The sequence below is a fragment of the Mycobacterium sp. 1164985.4 genome (assembly GCF_001668575.1).
Lineage (GTDB): Bacteria > Actinomycetota > Actinomycetes > Mycobacteriales > Mycobacteriaceae > Mycobacterium.
Genome location: NZ_LZMD01000068.1, coordinates 1 through 16042, shown reverse-complemented (window position 1 = coordinate 16042; position 16042 = coordinate 1). Strand labels below are relative to the sequence as shown.

General features: G+C 68.1%; 18 protein-coding genes and 1 pseudogene. 5 read left to right on the top strand and 14 right to left on the bottom strand.

Translation table 11 applies throughout. From position 1 onward, the window contains the following. Positions 1-13: 13 nt before the first annotated feature. Genes A5650_RS13885 through thyX form a run of 3 tightly spaced genes read right to left on the bottom strand, consistent with a single transcriptional unit; the run spans position 14 to position 3383 of the window. Complete coding sequence (locus A5650_RS13885) at positions 14-1693, bottom strand: ribonuclease J (protein ID WP_067292094.1); 1680 nt, start codon at positions 1691-1693, stop codon at positions 14-16. After that, a complete protein-coding gene (dapA, locus tag A5650_RS13880; RefSeq protein WP_067292090.1) occupies positions 1693-2595 on the bottom strand; it encodes a 4-hydroxy-tetrahydrodipicolinate synthase in 903 nt (300 codons plus the stop codon). Before dapA ends, A5650_RS13885 begins: the two co-directional genes overlap by 1 nt. 23 nt (positions 2596-2618) lie before the next feature. Then, on the bottom strand, positions 2619-3383 hold the full coding sequence (gene thyX / locus A5650_RS13875; RefSeq protein WP_067292087.1) for an FAD-dependent thymidylate synthase: 765 nt from the start codon (positions 3381-3383) through the stop codon (positions 2619-2621). A 217-nt stretch (positions 3384-3600) separates the two neighbouring features. Between thyX and A5650_RS13870 the strand changes: the two genes are divergently transcribed. Further along, on the top strand, positions 3601-3903 hold the full coding sequence (locus tag A5650_RS13870; protein WP_067292085.1) for a DUF4193 domain-containing protein: 303 nt from the start codon (positions 3601-3603) through the stop codon (positions 3901-3903). A 28-nt stretch (positions 3904-3931) separates the two neighbouring features. On the opposite strand, the gene A5650_RS13865 is transcribed toward A5650_RS13870, so the two are convergent. The 3 genes from A5650_RS13865 to A5650_RS13855 form a co-directional block, all read right to left on the bottom strand. Beyond that, a complete protein-coding gene (locus A5650_RS13865) occupies positions 3932-5158 on the bottom strand; it encodes a winged helix-turn-helix domain-containing protein (RefSeq protein ID WP_067292187.1) in 1227 nt (408 codons plus the stop codon). An 88-nt stretch (positions 5159-5246) separates the two neighbouring features. Further along, positions 5247-5735: a dihydrofolate reductase gene (locus tag A5650_RS13860; protein WP_067292081.1), complete on the bottom strand. Its 489-nt coding sequence runs from the start codon at positions 5733-5735 to the stop codon at positions 5247-5249. Next, positions 5725-6525: a thymidylate synthase gene (locus A5650_RS13855; RefSeq protein WP_067292078.1), complete on the bottom strand. Its 801-nt coding sequence runs from the start codon at positions 6523-6525 to the stop codon at positions 5725-5727. Before A5650_RS13855 ends, A5650_RS13860 begins: the two co-directional genes overlap by 11 nt. 43 nt (positions 6526-6568) lie before the next feature. Between A5650_RS13855 and A5650_RS13850 the strand changes: the two genes are divergently transcribed. Further along, positions 6569-7309, top strand: coding sequence for a dienelactone hydrolase family protein (locus tag A5650_RS13850; protein ID WP_067292077.1), 741 nt, complete (start codon positions 6569-6571; stop codon positions 7307-7309). 56 nt (positions 7310-7365) lie between these two features. Beyond that, positions 7366-8289, top strand: coding sequence for an HpcH/HpaI aldolase/citrate lyase family protein (locus A5650_RS13845; RefSeq protein ID WP_067292075.1), 924 nt, complete (start codon positions 7366-7368; stop codon positions 8287-8289). On the opposite strand, the pseudogene A5650_RS13840 reads toward A5650_RS13845, so the two are convergent. The 4 genes and pseudogenes from A5650_RS13840 to dapB form a co-directional block, all read right to left on the bottom strand. Beyond that, positions 8283-8740 (bottom strand): annotated as a pseudogene (locus A5650_RS13840) (hypothetical protein). The gene A5650_RS13845 and the pseudogene A5650_RS13840 sit on opposite strands and share 7 nt — an antisense overlap. Before the next feature lie 3 nt (positions 8741-8743). Then, positions 8744-9202: a flavodoxin family protein gene (locus A5650_RS13835; protein WP_067292073.1), complete on the bottom strand. Its 459-nt coding sequence runs from the start codon at positions 9200-9202 to the stop codon at positions 8744-8746. A gap of 28 nt (positions 9203-9230) precedes the next feature. Next, positions 9231-9698 (bottom strand): hypothetical protein, encoded by a 468-nt coding sequence (locus A5650_RS13830; protein ID WP_067292070.1) that lies wholly within the window; start codon positions 9696-9698, stop codon positions 9231-9233. Then, positions 9698-10432, bottom strand: a complete 735-nt coding sequence (gene dapB / locus A5650_RS13825; RefSeq protein ID WP_067292068.1) for a 4-hydroxy-tetrahydrodipicolinate reductase — start codon at positions 10430-10432, stop codon at positions 9698-9700. The genes A5650_RS13830 and dapB overlap by 1 nt, the downstream gene beginning before the upstream one ends. A 65-nt stretch (positions 10433-10497) precedes the next feature. Here dapB and A5650_RS13820 point away from each other — a divergent pair, with 65 nt between their 5' ends. Beyond that, on the top strand, positions 10498-11400 hold the full coding sequence (locus tag A5650_RS13820; RefSeq protein ID WP_067292065.1) for an NAD-dependent epimerase/dehydratase family protein: 903 nt from the start codon (positions 10498-10500) through the stop codon (positions 11398-11400). A 4-nt stretch (positions 11401-11404) separates the two neighbouring features. On the opposite strand, the gene A5650_RS13815 is transcribed toward A5650_RS13820, so the two are convergent. Together A5650_RS13815 and aldR are read right to left on the bottom strand one after the other, a co-directional pair. After that, positions 11405-12427 (bottom strand): LLM class flavin-dependent oxidoreductase, encoded by a 1023-nt coding sequence (locus A5650_RS13815; protein WP_067292062.1) that lies wholly within the window; start codon positions 12425-12427, stop codon positions 11405-11407. 37 nt (positions 12428-12464) lie between these two features. Continuing rightward, positions 12465-12980, bottom strand: coding sequence for an HTH-type transcriptional regulator AldR (gene aldR, locus A5650_RS13810; protein WP_067292059.1), 516 nt, complete (start codon positions 12978-12980; stop codon positions 12465-12467). A 90-nt stretch (positions 12981-13070) separates the two neighbouring features. Between aldR and ald the strand changes: the two genes are divergently transcribed. Then, positions 13071-14192 (top strand): alanine dehydrogenase, encoded by a 1122-nt coding sequence (gene ald, locus A5650_RS13805; RefSeq protein ID WP_067292056.1) that lies wholly within the window; start codon positions 13071-13073, stop codon positions 14190-14192. Positions 14193-14407: 215 nt separating this feature from the next. Here the strand turns inward: ald and bla are convergent, their stop codons facing one another. After that, a complete protein-coding gene (gene bla / locus A5650_RS13800; RefSeq protein WP_067292053.1) occupies positions 14408-15292 on the bottom strand; it encodes a class A beta-lactamase in 885 nt (294 codons plus the stop codon). An 18-nt stretch (positions 15293-15310) separates the two neighbouring features. Further along, positions 15311-16042, bottom strand: a 732-nt coding sequence (locus tag A5650_RS13795) for a M16 family metallopeptidase (RefSeq protein WP_197501871.1), incomplete at its 5' end; no start/stop codon positions are given.

Sequence of the window (16042 nt, the reverse complement as noted above, 5' to 3'; positions counted from 1 at the left end):
GTCCGGCGGGCGATTAGATCTCGATAACGGTGGGCACGATCATCGGCTGGCGGCGGTAGGTCTCCCCCACCCATTTGCCGACGGCGCGCCGTGACGCCTGGGCGATGCGGTTGATGTCGGTGACCCGTTCGGCGACAAGCGCTTCGAGCGCCTCCTCGACCTTGCGGATGGCGGGTTCGAGCGCCTTGGGATCCTCGGAGAAGCCGCGGGAGTGCAGATGCGGTGCGGCCGCAGGCTTTCCGGTGCCGCGCTGGAGGACGACCGTGATGCCGATGAATCCGGATGAGAGCGTGAGCCGTTCGCCCACGACTGCGTCGCCGACGTCGCCGGTGATCAAACCATCGACGAACATCTTGCCGGTCGGCACCGCACCGGCGATCGACGCCCGGCCGGCCACCAGATCGACGCTGACGCCGTTCTCAGCCAGCACGATGTTCTCCTCGGGAACCCCGGTGCGAGCGGCCAGACCGGCGTTGGCCCGCAGCATCCGCCAGGTGCCGTGCACGGGCATCACGTTGCGCGGGCGAACGCCGTTGTAGAGGAACAACAGCTCGCCGGCGTAGGCGTGCCCGGAAACGTGTACGCGGACTTGAGCATTGGTGACGACGCGGGCTCCGATCTTCGCCAGCGCGTCGAGCACGCCGAAGATCGCCTCCTCGTTGCCCGGTATCTGTGACGACGACATGATGATGAGGTCGCCCGCGGTCAGGGTGATGCTGCGGTGCTCACCGCGCGACATCCGCGACAGCGCCGCCATCGGCTCGCCCTGCGTTCCGGTGGTGACCAGCACGACGCGCTCGGGCGCCATCATCTCGGCGGCGCCGATGTCGATGATGTCGTCGTCGTTCTGCAGCGTGAGGTAGCCGAGTTCCTTCGCGATCCCCATGTTGCGGACCATGGACCGGCCGACGAACGCGACCTTGCGGCCCAGCGCCACCGACGCGTCGATGATCTGTTGTACGCGACCGACATTGGAGGCGAAGCAGGCCACGATGACGCGTCCCTGGGCGCTGCGGATCAGCCGGTGCATGTTCGGGCCGATCTCGCTCTCCGACGGTCCGACGCCGGGGATCTCGGCATTGGTCGAGTCGCACAGGAAGAGATCGACGCCCGCGTCGCCAAGTCGCGACATCCCGGGCAGGTCGGTCGGTTTGCCGTCGGGCGGCGACTGGTCGAGCTTGATGTCGCCGGTGTGCAAGACCGTCCCGGCGCCGGTGTGGATTGCGATGGCCAGGCAGCCGGGGATCGAGTGGTTGACCGCGAAGTACTCGCACTCGAACACACCGTGTCGCGAGCTCTGGCCCTCGTCGACCTCGACGAAGACCGGCTTGATCCGGTGCTCGCGGCACTTCTCGGCCACCAGCGCCAGGGTGAACTTCGACCCGACGACCGGAATGTCGTGACGCAATTTGAGCAGGAACGGGATTGCGCCGATGTGATCCTCGTGCGCGTGGGTGAGCACAAGGGCTTCGACGTCGTCGAGCCGGTCCTGCACGAGACGCAGGTCGGGCAGGATCAGGTCGACGCCGGGCTCGTCGTGTGTCGGGAACAGCACCCCGCAGTCAACGATCAGCAGCCGGCCCAGATGCTCGAAAACGGTCATGTTCCGGCCGATTTCGCTGATTCCGCCCAGCGCAGTGACCCGTAGTCCGCCTGGGGCCAGTGGCCCCGGTGGTCTGAGTTCTTCGTTCACTACCGCAGCACCGCGGCCGCTCGCATGTCGGCGGCCAACGCGTCGAGTTGCACGGGCGTCGCGGGTACCTGGGGCAACCTCGGATCGCCGGCTTCGAAGCCCTGCAGCCGCAGCCCCGCCTTCGACAGCGTCACCCCACCGAGCCGGGCCTGCGCATTGACGAGCGGTCCGAGCGTGACGTTGATCTTGCGGGCCCGCGCGATGTCGCCGCATTGGAAGGCGGACAACATCTCTCGCAACTGGCTGGCCGCCAGGTGGCCCCACACGCTGACGAAGCCGACGGCGCCCATGGCCAGCCAGGGCAGGTTGAGCGCATCGTCGCCGGAGTAGTACGCCAGGCCCGTCTCGGCGATGACCTGCCCGCCGCCGTGCAGATCGCCCTTGGCGTCCTTGACGGCCACGATGTTCGGATGCTCGGCGAGGATGCGCATGGTGTCCCACTGAATCGGCACCACCGACCGCGGCGGAATGTCATAGAGCACGTTCGGCAGGGGGGTCGCATCCGCCACCGCGGTGAAGTGGGCCAGCAGCCCCTCCTGGGGTGGACGCGAGTAGTACGGCGTCACCACCAACAGTCCGTGCGCGCCCTCGGCCGCACACGCCTTCGCCAGGTGCACGCTGTGCGCGGTGTCATAGGTGCCGGCTCCGGCGATGATGCGCGCCCGGTCGCCGACGGCCTCGAGCACCGCGCGCAACAGCCCGATCTTCTCGGCATCGGTCGTCGTCGGGGACTCACCGGTGGTCCCGGACAGCACCAGGCCGTCGCAGCCGGCGTCGACGAGCCGGTTCGCCAACCGGGCCGCGGTTTCGGTGTCCAGCGAGCCGTCGGGCTTGAACGGAGTCACCATCGCGGTCAGCAAGGTGCCCAACCGGGCCGTCACATCGATTCCGCTGGTGCTCACGGGGCTCAGATTACTCGCTATGGTCACGCTTCCGTGGCCAGAGGTGACGTGGCGACCTCCGTGCCGTCCGACAGCGTAGAGATCTCGAAGTCGCTGAACACCTGGGGTGCGACGGCGACCAATTGGCGCAGGCATTCGATCGCCAGCCGGCGGATCTCGACGTCGGCGTGTTCGCTGGCCCGCATCGCGATGAAATGCCGCCACGCGCGGTAATTGCCGGTGACGACGATGCGGGTCTCGGTGGCGTTGGGCAGTACAGCCCTCGCGGCCTGGCGCGCCTGCTTGCGGCGCAGCACCCCGAGCTTCTCGCCGGGCTCGTCGCCCCTGAACTTGGCTTCGAGGCGTTCGAGCAGGTCGGTGTAGGCCGCCCGGCTGGCGTCGGCGGCCGCGGAGAACAGCTCGATCAGCTCGGGGTCGTCCTCGATGCCCGGCGGCACCACCACCTGCGCGTCGTGTTCGGGCACGTACCGCTGCGAGAGCTGCGAGTACGAGAAGTGCCGGTGGCGGATCAGTTCATGGGTGCAGGAGCGGGAGATCCCGGCGATGTAGAAGGAGACCGACGCGTGCTCGAGCACCGAGAAATGCCCGACATCGATGATGTGGCGGATGTAGGCGGAGTTGGTGGCCGTTCGCGGATTCGGCTTCGACCAGCTCTGATAGCACGCCCGCCCGGCGAATTCCACGAGCGCGGGCCCGCCCTCGGCGTCGGTTTCCCATGGCACGTCCGACGGCGCGGTGAACTCCGTCTTGGCGATCAGCTGGACGCGCAGCGGCGTGGTCTCGGCCACGGCTCACCCTAACGCGCACCGCTAGGTGTTTAGGTGTGCGCGCGGCCGCGCGCCGAGTGTGCGGTCAGCTTCGCGACTCGCCGCCGCGGCGCAGCGGGATGCACAGACGAGGCGCAAGGAACCTCGAAAATCGAGGTTTCGGAGGCAGATGGGCCGGGAACAAATCCGTTCTCAATCGGTGTTACCCAAACGCCGATCAAGAGAGGGAGTGTGACTGATGGCCACCGATTACGACGCACCCCGCGTGAAGGAAACCGACGATTCGGTCGACGAGTCACTCGAGGCGATCGCCGCACGGCGGCGCGAGAAGGTCGACGTCGCGGTGCTCGACGTCGACGACGGTGACGCGGTCGATTCGATCGTTCTGCCCGACATGGACCTGTCCGGTGAAGAGCTCACCGTGCGGGTGCTTCCGAAGCAAGCCGACGAGTTCACCTGCTCGAGCTGCTTCCTGGTGCAGCACCACAGCCGGCTCGCGTTGCAGTCCGGCGACAAGACGATCTGCGCCGACTGCGTCTAGCCGTTCCCTCGCCGGGTGCCGGGTCGCGTCAACCCGACACTCGGCGGAGGTCAGCGGCCAGATCGCCATTCGCACCGATCGTGACGTCCGACAAACCGAGCCATGACGCCATCGCACGCAGTTCGTCGGACAGCGCCGGCGTGACCCGCGACGTCTTTTCGCCCGGCTCCGCGAACGCACCCACCACATGCAGCGCGTCATTCGCGCGATCCGCCTTCAGATCGGCCCGCCCCACCAGTTCCCCGTCGAGCAGGAACGGCCACACGTAGTACCCGTACTGCCGCTTCGGCGCAGGTGTGTAGATCTCGATGCGGTACTTGAACCCGCCGAACAGGCGCTCGACGCGCGGCCGGAAGAAGATCAGCGGATCGAACGGGCACAGCAGCGCCGTACCGCGGTCGCGACGCGGAATCGTCTGTCCCGCCCGCAGATACGCGGGGCCCTTCCAGCCGTCGACCTCGACCGGCTCCAGTTCGCCGTCGGCGACCAGCTTCGCGATCGCTGGCTTCACCTGCGCCGGCGAGAGCCGGAAGTAGTCCCGGATGTCCTGTTCGGTGCCGACGCCCAGCGCGGCGGAGGCCCTCAGCACCAGCTCCCGAATAGCGTCCGCCTCGTCGACCTCGCGCGCGAGCACCTCCGGCGGCAGCACCCGCTCGGACAGGTCGTAGTGCCGCGCGAACCCCACCCGCGTGGCCGTCGTCAGCACGCCGGAGGCGAACAGCGCCTCGGTCACCCACTTGGTGTCGCTGCGGTCCCACCACGGACCTTTGCGGCCCCGCTGTTCTGCGCCCAGGTGCGCCTCGATCTGCCCCGCCGTCGACGGGCCCAGCTCGGTCACCGCGCGGACCACTTCATCGGCCAGCTTGGCGTTCTTCTTGACGATCTCCTTGCCCCACCGCCCGTGCGTGTACTCGCGCATCCGCCAGCGCAGCAGCGGCCAATCGTCGACGGCCATCAACGCCGCCTCGTGCGCCCAGTACTCGACCAGCATCCGCGGCGAGCGCACCGAGTGGCTCCACGCCGCCCTGTCGAGCACGTCGTGGTCGTAAGGCCCCAGCCGGCTGAACACCGGCGCGTAATGGGCGCGCACCGACACCGACACCGAGTCCAGCTGCAACACCTGGATCCGCGAGATCAGCCTGCGCAGGTGTGCCCGCGTGACCGGCCCCCGCGGGCGCGGCTCGGCGAACCCCTGCGCGGCGACGGCGACACGCCTCGCCTGGTCGGCCGTGAGTCTGGGCGCCACATCCTTCATCGTGCCCGACGGCACCGACACCGAGCGCACGCTTGTGTACGCATCGCCCGAGTGGGAGCGCGAACAACCGCGCGCTCAGCGAAACCCGTCAACGCCGCCGGTAGCTGTAGAACCGGTAGCGCAGGCCCGACGCGCTGGTCACCCAGTCGCCCGCCGCGCCGATCCAGGACTCGTCGAGTACCGGGGCCATCACGTCGGCGTCCTGGCGCGGGAGGTCGATCTCGATCTCGGTCACCTCGCAGCGCGTCGCGAGCGGCAGGGCCGCCAGGTAGATCTGCGCGCCGCCGATCACCCAGACCGGATCGTCGGTCAGCGCATCGTCCAGCGAGGCCACCACTTCCGCCCCGTCGGCGGCGTAATCGGGCCGGTGGGTGAGCACCACGTTGCGCCGGCCCGGCAGCGGGCGGACCTTGGCGGGCAGCGACTCCCACGTCAACCTGCCCATCACGACGGTGTGGCCCATCGTCAGTTCCTTGAACCGCGCCTGGTCCTCGGGCAGGCGCCACGGAATGCCACCGTCGCGGCCGATGACGCCCGAGCTCGACTGGGCCCAGATCAGCCCGATCTCAGACCGCAACCGGGGCCTTGATCGCCGGGTGTGGATCGTAGTTGAGGATCGCGATGTCGTCGTAGGTGTAGTCGAAGATCGAATCCCGCGGCGCGAGAACGAGTTCCGGATACGGGCGTGGGTCGCGGCTGAGTTGCAAGCCTACCTGCTCGACGTGGTTGTCGTAGATGTGGCAGTCGCCGCCGGTCCAGATGAACTCGCCGACCTCGAGTCCGGCCTGCGCGGCCATCATGTGGGTCAGCAGCGCGTAGCTGGCGATGTTGAACGGAACCCCGAGGAACAGGTCGGCGCTGCGCTGATACAGCTGGCACGACAGCTTGCCGTCGGCGACGTAGAACTGGAAGAACGCGTGGCAGGGCGGCAGCGCCATCTGCGGGATCTCGCCGACGTTCCAGGCCGAGACGATGTTGCGGCGCGAGTCGGGATCGGTCTTCAGCAGCTCCAGCGCGGCGCTGATCTGGTCGATGTGCTCGCCCGACGGCGTCGGCCACGACCGCCACTGCACGCCATAGACCGGACCCAGATCGCCTGTCGGAGAAGCCCATTCGTCCCAGATGGTGACGCCTCGCTCCTGCAGCCAACGCACGTTCGAGTCGCCGCGCAGGAACCACAGCAGCTCATAGACGATCGACTTGGTGTGCACCTTCTTCGTGGTGATCAGCGGAAAACCGGCCGTGAGGTCGTATCGCATCTGGTGGCCGAACACGCTGCGGGTGCCGGTGCCGGTGCGGTCGGACTTGGGGGTGCCACGCTCCATCACCAGCCGCAGGAGATCCTCGTAAGGGGTGGCGATCGGCACGTCGGTCAGCTTACTTCCAGACCGGACGAGTAGAACGGAAGCCATGCCGAGCATCTCCGCGACCGTCACGACACCCGACGGCACCTGCCCCGTCACCCTGCACACCCCGAACGGACCCGGGCCGTGGACCGGCGTGGTGATGTACGTCGACGCCGGCGGCGTCCGCGACACCTTCCAGGAGATGGCCGCACGGCTGGCCGGCTTCGGCCACGCCGTGCTGCTGCCCGACGTGTACTACCGCCACGGCGACTGGGAGCCGTTCGACATGCGCACCGCGTTCAGCGATCCCAAGCAGCGCAACCGCCTGTTCGGGATGATCTCCTCGATCACCCCCGACATGATGGCCTCCGACGCGGCGGCCTTCTTCGACTTCCTGCAGTCCCGTCCGGAGGTCAAGGGCGACGCGTTCGGGGTCTGCGGCTACTGCATGGGCGGGCGCACCTCGGTGATCGTCGCCGGGCGCGTGCCCGACCGGGTCGCCGCGGCGGGGTCGTTCCACGCCAGCGGGCTGGTCACCGACGAGCCCACCAGCCCCCACCTGCTGGCCGACCGGATGAAAGCGACCGTCTACGTCGCGGGCGCCGAGAACGACCACGGCTTCACTCCCGAGCACGCCGAAACCCTCGACAAGGCGCTGACCGCGGCGAACGTCGCCCACACGGTGGAGTTCTACCCCGCAGGGCACGGCTTCGCGGTTCCCGACAACGCCCCCTACGACGAAGAAGCCGCCGAGCGGCACTGGATCGCGCTTCAGGAACTGTTCGAGTCCGCCCTGCCCAATTGAGGCCCAATTGGGCATGACCCGGTACCCGTGCCGGGCCGATACGCAACGATGATCCGATGGACGATCAGGATCCCGGCGCTCACCCGGACCACGAGGACGTCGGCTCGCGCATCGACCCGGTGCTCGCCCGCAGCTGGCTGCTGGTGAACGGCGCCCACTACGACCGGTTCGCGCCCGCCGTGCGGTCCCGCGCCGACATCGTCGTGCTGGATATCGAGGACGCGGTGGCGCCGAAGGACAAGACCGCCGCCCGTGACAACGTCGTGCGCTGGCTGAACGAGGGAAACACCGACTGGGTCCGCGTCAACGGATTCGGCACGCCGTGGTGGGCCGACGACCTCGACGCACTGGCCAAGACGGCGGTCGGCGGGGTGATGCTGGCGATGGTCGAATCCGTCGACCACGTCACCGAGACCGCCAACCGGTTGCCTAGGGTGCCGATCGTCGCGTTGGTCGAGACGGCCCGCGGGCTCGAGCGCATCACCGCCATCGCCGCGGCCAAGGGCACGTTCCGGCTGGCCTTCGGCATCGGCGACTTCCGGCGCGACACCGGCTTCGGCGAGAACCCGACGACGCTGGCTTACGCGCGGTCGCGGTTCACGATCGCGGCGAAGGCCGCGCACCTGCCGAGCGCGATCGACGGGCCGACGGTCGGTTCGAGCGCGCTCAAGCTCAGCGAGGCCACGGCGGTGTCCGTCGAGTTCGGCATGACGGGCAAGATCTGCCTGACGCCCGAGCAGTGCGCCACCGTCAACGAGGGCCTCTCCCCCTCACCAGACGAAATCGCCTGGGCCAAGGAGTTTTTCCTCGAATTCGAACGCGACGGCGGTGAGATCCGCAACGGCTCGGACCTCCCGCGCATCGCGCGCGCGAACAAGATCCTCGATCTGGCCCGCGCGTACGGCATCGAGGTCTCGGAGTTCGACGACGTCGACGACCCGGCGCACATCCCGGCGCCGTCGGACACGTACCACTACTGAGTTCCGTGCCGCCTGCGTATCAGCATCTGCAGTGACCGCAGCAGACCGCGCGCGGCGTAGATGCCCGCGACCACGGTCGCCAGGATCATCACGATGAACATCACCAGCCAGTTCGTCCGATGGTGGTCGACGTTCCACCACACGATTGTGAACAGGATCGCGCACAGGAACACCACGATGTCGCGCCAGTTCCCGCGATACGACAGTGCCGCCAGCCGCAGGTCGCGGCTGCGCTCGGCCGCGCTGATCATGTCCTCGATGCGATGGTCGATGCTGGCCTTCAGCCGCGCCTTGAGCTCGGGTTGGTCGTCGGGGATGCGCTCGAGCAGGTCCATGTCCTTGGCGATCATGCCGCGGAAGTCGGGTCCGCGAAGGTTGCCTGCGGCGATGCCCAGCAGCGCCCCTCCCGCGAGCGGCGCTGCCCCAAGGCGATTTCGGCGATTCCAGGCATGGGCTATTCCTCCATCAGCGTCGCGGCCAGTGTGCCTCCGAGTTCGTAGGCGCGTTCGCGCACACCGGCGTCGACACCGCCGACGACCTCGAGCGCATCGGCGGCCTTGGCCAGCGCGAGTCCGGTCGCCAGCTTCTCCACCGCGTTGACCGCGCCGACGGTGTCGTTGTTGCCGTGCACCCACAGCCCGTAGGGCCGGCCGCCGACGTGGTCGAGGCTCGGGTAGTACACGGTATCGAAGAAGTGCTTGAGCGCGCCGCTCATGTATCCGAAATTCGCGGTCGTCCCGAACAGATAGCCGTCGGCGTCGAGCATGTCGGGCAGGGTAGCGGCCAACGCGGGCCGCACCACGGTTTCAACGCCCTCGATGTCGGGGTCCTTTGTGCCGGCCAGAACGGCCTCGAGCAGCTCGCGGGTGCCCGGCGACGGCGTGTGGTGCACGACCAGCAACGTCTTGCTCATCGGAGCCCTCTGCTCTTCGCGCAAGCGCTCATCGCCCGCGCTCTTCCATCTCGACCGCCTTCTTCATCGCTTCCCGCGCCCGGCTGCGGTCGCCGGCGTAGTCGTAGGCGCGTGCCAGTCGATACCACCGCCGCCAGTTCTGCGGGTCGTTTTCCAACTCCGCACGCACGGTGACGAACAGTTCGTCGGCGGCGTCGCGCTGAATCCGGCCCGACGGCATCCTCGGCAGCGCGCTGACGTCGAGTTCCATCCCCTCCTCACGGGCGATGCGTGCGAGCCGCTGGTGGGCCAGCCCGGCGCGCAGGGTGCTGAGCATCGCCCACAGCCCGATCAGCGGCAGCGCCATCAGCGCCAACCCCAACCCGACGGCGGCCGGCTCGCCTGTCGAGACGAACGCCATCGCGAGGCGGCCGAGCAGCACGAAGTACACGATCAGCGCGACGCACATGAAGCCGATCAGCAGTTGGATGCGCAGGACGCGCCCGTCCTCGGCCATCACAGATCGAGAAGCGGCTCGATACCCACGGTCAGCCCTGGCCGTTCGGCCACCCGTCGCACCGCGAGCAGGACGCCGGGAACGAACGAGGTGCGGTCCAGGCTGTCGTGGCGGATCGTCAACGTCTCGCCTTGCGTGCCGAAGAGCACCTCCTGGTGCGCCACCAGCCCGGCCAGACGCACCGAGTGGACCGGAACGCCGTCGACGTCGGCACCGCGTGCGCCCGGCAAACCGGTGCTGGTGGCATCGGGGTTGGGTGGCATGTCTTTTCGCGCCTGGGCGATGAGACGGGCGGTGCGCGCCGCGGTGCCGGACGGGGCGTCGGCTTTGTGCGGGTGGTGCAGTTCGATCACCTCGACCGACTCGAAATAGCGGGCGGCCTGCTGCGCGAAGTGCATCGACAGTACCGCTCCGATCGCGAAGTTCGGAGCGATCAACACTGCCGCGCCCGATCTCGCGGCCAACCACTCGCGCACGGTGGCCAGCCGCTCGTCGGTGAAGCCGGTGGTGCCGACGACGGCGTGTATCCCGTTCTCGATGAGGAACTCGAGGTTGTCCATCACGGCGTCGGGGTGGGTGAAGTCGATGACGACCTCGGTCTGACTGTCGGTCAGCCGACTCAACGGGTCGCCGGCGTCGACTCCCGCGGTGAAGGTCAGATCGTCGGCGGCTTCAACGGCCTCGACCATCGTCGTGCCGACCTTGCCCTTGGCGCCCAGTACTCCGACTCGCATGGCGTCACCTTATCCACTCGTCGCATCCATCCACAGCGGGCGCGGTGCTCCCCTACCATCGGCGCATGCGCGGCGCCAAAGTGTTGATAACCGGTGCGACGGGTCAGGTCGCCGTTCCGGTCGCCGAGGCGCTGGCGGGTGACAACGAGGTATGGGGAATCGCCCGGTTCACCGATTCGGCGACGCGCGAGAGGCTGGAGAACCACGGGGTGCACTGTCACGCGGTCAACCTGGCGGTCGGCGAATTCTCCGGCATTCCTTCGGACTTCGACTACGTTCTGAACTTCGCGGTGGCCAAGAGCGGCCGATGGGACAAAGACTTGGGCGCCAATGCCGAATCGGTCGGGCTGCTGATGGCCCACTGCCCCGACGCCACGGCGTTCCTGCACTGTTCGTCGGCCGCGGTCTACGACCCGCCGCACGACGAGCCGCGCACGGAGGACACCGCGCTGGGCGACAACCACAAACACCTGTTCCCGACGTACTCCATCTCCAAGATCGCCGGTGAGGTCGTCGCCCGGTCGATGGCCCGCGCGCTCGGCGTCCCGACGACGATTGCGCGGCTCAACGTGCCGTACGGGGACAACGGCGGATGGCCGTTCTTTCATCTGGAGATGATCCTGGCGGGCACCCCGATCCCGGTGCCGCCGGGCCCGCCGGCGCTCTACAACCCGATCCACGAGGAGGACATCGTCGCGACGCTCCCGAAACTGCTTGAGGCGGCTTCGGTTCCGGCGACGACGGTGAACTGGGCCGGCCATCAGACGATCAGCCTGCAGGAGTGGTGTGCCTACCTCGGCTCGCTGGTCGGTCGGGAACCGACGTTCGACGTGGACGCTCGTGCCTTGCGCGGCAACCCGGTCGACGTCGGCCGCATGCGTGCGATCGCCGGCGACACCGCCGTGGACTGGCGCGACGGGCTGCGCCGGATGGCCGCCGCGTTCCATCCCGATCTGGTCGCCGGGTAACCCGTCACGCCGCCCGGAAGGCCGGCATGACGTGGCGCGCGAAAAGCCGCATCTGGCTCAGCATTTCGTCGACGGTGTTCGCAACGAACAGTGTGGCGAAGAAACCGTCGAGGCCGGCTTCGGCGAACTTCTCGACCTTTGCGCACACCTGGTCCGGGGTGCCGATGAGGTTGTCGGCCAGATACTTGTCGAAGTCGATCCCCTTCATCATGGTGTTCGTCAGGGACCTCCGGAACAGATCGAACGTCGAGTGCTCGACCCGTGATCTGGCTTCATCGGCCGTGTCGGCGATGCACACGACGGTCTGCAGCCCGATCGTGATTTGGGACGGATCGCGACCCACCCCGCGGGCGTATTCGGCGATACGGTCCCGGCCCGCGGCGAGCTCCGCCGGGCCGGTCTTGGCGGGCAGCCAGCCCTGGCACCGCTCGCCGGCCCGCTTCAACGCACCCTTGGCGTTGCCGCCGGAGAAGATCGGCAGCGGTTGCTGCACCGGCTTCGGATACGACTCGACGTCGAAGAATCGGCGATGCCTGCCGTGGTAACTCGACCTCGGTTGCTCGAAGAGAACACGCAGAGCCTCGATACCCTCCGTCATCAGGTCCACCCGTGACGCGTCGGCGAGATCGGGTGCGACGCTTTCGAATTCATCGCGGTAACCTCCGGCGGCCACCGCCAGCGTCACGCGACCACCGGAGATCTGGTCGAGCGTCGCGACCTGCTTGGCCAGCAGCACTGGATCTCGCATGGGCAAAACCAGGATCCCGGTGCCCAACCGGACCGCCGACGTTTTGGCCGCGATCGTCGCGAGCATGATGAGCGGTTCGAAGTAGTCCGGCGGCCGGCTCCACGCGTCGCGGACGAACCGCTGGGTGCTCAGATGGTCGTTCCCCGACACCTCGTCGTAGCCCATCTGCTCGGCTTCCACGGCTATCCGCACCACGTCGTCGGCCGTGGCGAACGGTATCGGGTAGGCCATTCCCGCCAGACAGGTCGGCGCGTCGACGCCGAAGAGCACGTAGTCCATTGTGGCCCGATCGCGCCTTTCAGCGAAGCCCCTCGGCCTAAAGTGGCGAGGCCCCCCGCAGATGCTCGAAGATCAGCGAGGTCTGCGTACCGGCGACGTCGGCGTCGGCGTTGAGGTTCTCCACCACGAAGGACCGCAGGTCATCGGTGTCACGTGCGGCGACGTGCAAGATGAAGTCGTCGGCGCCCGCGAGGAAGTAGACGTCCATCACCTGCGGTCTGCGCCGGATCTGCTGGATGAAGCTGTGGATCCTGCCGCGGGCGCTCGACTGCAGGGACACCGAGATCATCGCTTGCAGTGGTAAGCCGATCGCGGCCGGATTGATATCGGTGTAGAAGCCGCGGATGACGCCGACCTCCTGAAGGCGGCGCACCCGGCCGTGGCACGTCGACGGCGCGATGCCGACGGCCTCGGCGAGTGCGCTGTTGGAAATCCGAGCGTCGCGGTGTAGCGCGGCCAGGATCCGGCGGTCGACCTCGTCGAGGGGAACCGGCCGAACATCCTTCGACTGCACGGCCCCCGTCGGCCGCTGAGGTGAAGATGTTTCGGTCATAAGCCGACTATACAGAATCTTTAACACAGGAATTGCTGTTGTGACGAAGCTTCTTCACACTTGGAGGCAACATTCACCCGAGGAGCGGTCATGCGCGTCGGCATCCCCACCGAAATCAAGAACAACGAATTCCGGGTCGCGATCACCCCCGCCGGAGTCGCGGAGCTGGTGCACCGCGGTCATGAGGTGATCATCCAGTCCGGTGCGGGCGAGGGTTCGTCGATCGACGACGCCGACTTCAAACGCGCCGGCGCCCAGATGATCAACAGCGCCGACCTGGTATGGGCCGACGCCGAGCTGCTGCTGAAGGTCAAGGAGCCGATCGAAGCCGAGTGGCACCGAATGCGTCCGGGTCAGACGCTGTTCACCTATCTGCACCTGGCCGCATCACGGCCGTGCACCGAAGCGCTGTTGGCCTCGGGGACCACGTCGATCGCCTACGAAACCGTCCAGACCGCCGACGGCGCCCTTCCCCTGCTGGCCCCGATGAGCGAGGTCGCCGGGCGGTTGGCGGCGCAGGTCGGCGCGTACCACCTGATGCGCAGCCACGGCGGGCGCGGCGTGCTGATGAGCGGGGTGCCGGGGGTGGCTCCCGCCGACGTCGTCGTGATCGGCGGCGGCACCGCGGGCTACAACGCCGCCCGGGTGGCGGCCGGCATGGGCGCGCACGTGACCGTGTTCGACGTCAGCCTCAACAAGCTGCGCGACGTGGACGCCGAGTTCGGCGGCCGTATCGAGTCCCGCTACTCGTCGATCCTGGAACTCGAGGACGCCGTCAAGCGCGCCGACCTCGTCATCGGCGCGGTGCTGGTGCCGGGCGCGAAGGCACCCAAGCTGGTGACCAACTCGACCGTCGCGCACATGAAACCCGGAGCTGTGCTGGTCGACATCGCCATCGACCAGGGTGGCTGCTTCGAGGGCTCCCGCCCGACCACGCACGACGATCCCACGTTCGCGGTACACGACACGCTCTTCTACTGCGTCGCGAACATGCCCGGCGCGGTGCCGCGCACCTCGACATTCGCGCTGACCAACGCGACCATGCCCTACGTCCTCAAGCTGGCCGATCAGGGTTGGCATGCGGCGTGCCGAGCCGATGCCTCGCTGGCCAAGGGATTGTCGACGCACGACGGCGCCCTGCTGTCCGAGCAGGTGGCCACCGACCTCGACCTGCCGTACACCGATCCGGCGTCGGTGCTGGTCGACGCCTGATTCCCGGGTGTTCGGCCGGCACCCTTAAACGTGCGGGTGCAAAAAGATAGGGATTCGCCCGATTCCTTCGCGCGGCTTCATGCCATACCGTCGTTTCCAGCGGCTGGCGCTCAGCTCAGGGGGGCGACGAGCGTGGGGGGACAGCCGCTGACAAACCAGCTGGGCCCGGCCGTCGAGGGGTGGCCGGGGCTAGGCTGGCCACATCATCGGCCAACTCAGGCCAGCAGCCCCGCCACCAGCATCGAACCCACGTCGCCGACCATCCGACGGTCGTTGGGCACGTCAGGGTCGTCGGCCGCGGTCCTGGTCATGATCGCCAGCAGCAGACGCTCACCGGCGGGTCCGAACGCGACACCGACATCGTTGGTGCTCGCGTAGTCCCCGGAGCCGGTCTTGTCGGCGATCGTCCACCCCGGCGGCAGGACCGGACGCACGCTCGACGTCCGATTGGCCCGCATCCAGTCGTCGAGCTGCCGACGTTGCGGCTCCCCCAGGACGTTTCCGGTGATCAGCGACCGGTAACCGCCGCCGAGCGCCTCGGGTGTCGTGGTGTCGCGCGGATCACCGGGAACGGCGGCGTTGAGCTCGATCTCCCACCGGTCGAGCCGGGTCCGCTGGTCGCCGATGCTGCGGGCGAAATCGGTCACGCCGGACGGGCCACCGATCGTGCGCAGCAGCAGGTTGCCCGCGGCGTTGTCGCTCTGCTGCAGGGCGGCCTGGCACAACTCGGCCAGCGTCATTGTCTGCCCGACGTGCTCTCCGGTGACCGGCGAATTCGGGACGATGTCGCTTTGTGCGACGGGGACGCGGTCCGTGAGCGCGAGCTCACCGCGTTCGGCCCCCTGCAGCACGCGAGCGGCGGCGTAGGTCTTGAACGTCGAGCACATCGCAAACGGATCCCGCGGGCGATGCGCGACGGTGCGGCCGGTGTCGAGGTTGACGGCGAACACCCCGATCAGCGCGTTGTGGTTGCGTTCCATCTCCCCCAGGCGGTCCGCGAGCTGCGGCGGGTCGGCCACGGCGGACTTGTGCGGCGAGGCGGCCAGCGCCGCGAGTGTCAAACCACCGATCAGGACGTGGCGCCGCGACAAGTCAGTCATCGGCCCCAGCGTAGGCGATCAACCGGCGAGGGCCCGAAGCGGCTGGGGCAGAGACCGTTTCGAGCGGACCGGGCCGAGCACCGCCCCGCCGTACGGTCGCCGCAGGAGTCGGCGGGCGACGGCGTTCACCTCGTCGAGCGTCACCGCGTCGAACTTGGCCAAGGTCTCGTCGATGGTGCGGTGTTCGCCGAAATGCAGTTCGCTGCGGCCGATGCGGTTCATCCGCGAACCCGAATCCTCCAGGCCCAGGACCAGTCCTCCACGCAGAGAGCCCTTGGCGATCCGGCACTCCGCTTCGGTGATGCCGTCGCGTGCCACCGCCTCGAGCACGTCGGTGGTGACACGGGCGACCTCGTCGAACCGTTCCGGAAGGCAGCCGGCGTAGACCGACAGCGCTCCGCTGTCGGAGAACGTGTCCACCGTCGAGTACACCGAATACGCCAACCCGCGGGCCTCGCGAATCTCCTGGAACAGACGAGAACTCAGCCCGCCGCCCAGCGCCGTGTTGAGCACCGAGAGCGCCCAGCGGTGTTCCCAGTGCCGGCCCGGCGTGCGCACACCCAGCGTCAGGTGCGTCTGCTCGGAGTCTCGGTTGACCAGTTCCAGCGTTGGGCGCCCACCCACCCGGCCCCTTCCCATGCGGGGCCCCACCGGGGTCCGGCCACGAACCACCCCGGCGCCGAAGTACTCGCGCCCCAGGCAAACCACATAGTCGTGATCGACATTTCCCCCTAACCCCAGAACCATCCG

What these genes read in the sequence shown, in the direction of transcription:
- A5650_RS13835 (WP_067292073.1), bottom strand. Translation starts at nt 9,202, where the DNA reads ATGAGCAAGACGTTGCTGGTCGTGCACCACACGCCGTCGCCGGGCACC.
- A5650_RS13815 (WP_067292062.1), bottom strand. Translation starts at nt 12,427, where the DNA reads ATGGACTACGTGCTCTTCGGCGTCGACGCGCCGACCTGTCTGGCGGGA.
- A5650_RS13820 (WP_067292065.1), top strand. Translation starts at nt 10,498, where the DNA reads ATGCGCGGCGCCAAAGTGTTGATAACCGGTGCGACGGGTCAGGTCGCC.
- A5650_RS13865 (WP_067292187.1), bottom strand. Translation starts at nt 5,158, where the DNA reads ATGAAGGATGTGGCGCCCAGACTCACGGCCGACCAGGCGAGGCGTGTC.
- bla (WP_067292053.1), bottom strand. Translation starts at nt 15,292, where the DNA reads ATGACTGACTTGTCGCGGCGCCACGTCCTGATCGGTGGTTTGACACTC.
- A5650_RS13870 (WP_067292085.1), top strand. Translation starts at nt 3,601, where the DNA reads ATGGCCACCGATTACGACGCACCCCGCGTGAAGGAAACCGACGATTCG.
- A5650_RS13830 (WP_067292070.1), bottom strand. Translation starts at nt 9,698, where the DNA reads ATGGCCGAGGACGGGCGCGTCCTGCGCATCCAACTGCTGATCGGCTTC.
- dapB (WP_067292068.1), bottom strand. Translation starts at nt 10,432, where the DNA reads ATGCGAGTCGGAGTACTGGGCGCCAAGGGCAAGGTCGGCACGACGATG.
- A5650_RS13850 (WP_067292077.1), top strand. Translation starts at nt 6,569, where the DNA reads ATGCCGAGCATCTCCGCGACCGTCACGACACCCGACGGCACCTGCCCC.
- ald (WP_067292056.1), top strand. Translation starts at nt 13,071, where the DNA reads ATGCGCGTCGGCATCCCCACCGAAATCAAGAACAACGAATTCCGGGTC.
- aldR (WP_067292059.1), bottom strand. Translation starts at nt 12,980, where the DNA reads ATGACCGAAACATCTTCACCTCAGCGGCCGACGGGGGCCGTGCAGTCG.
- A5650_RS13845 (WP_067292075.1), top strand. Translation starts at nt 7,366, where the DNA reads ATGGACGATCAGGATCCCGGCGCTCACCCGGACCACGAGGACGTCGGC.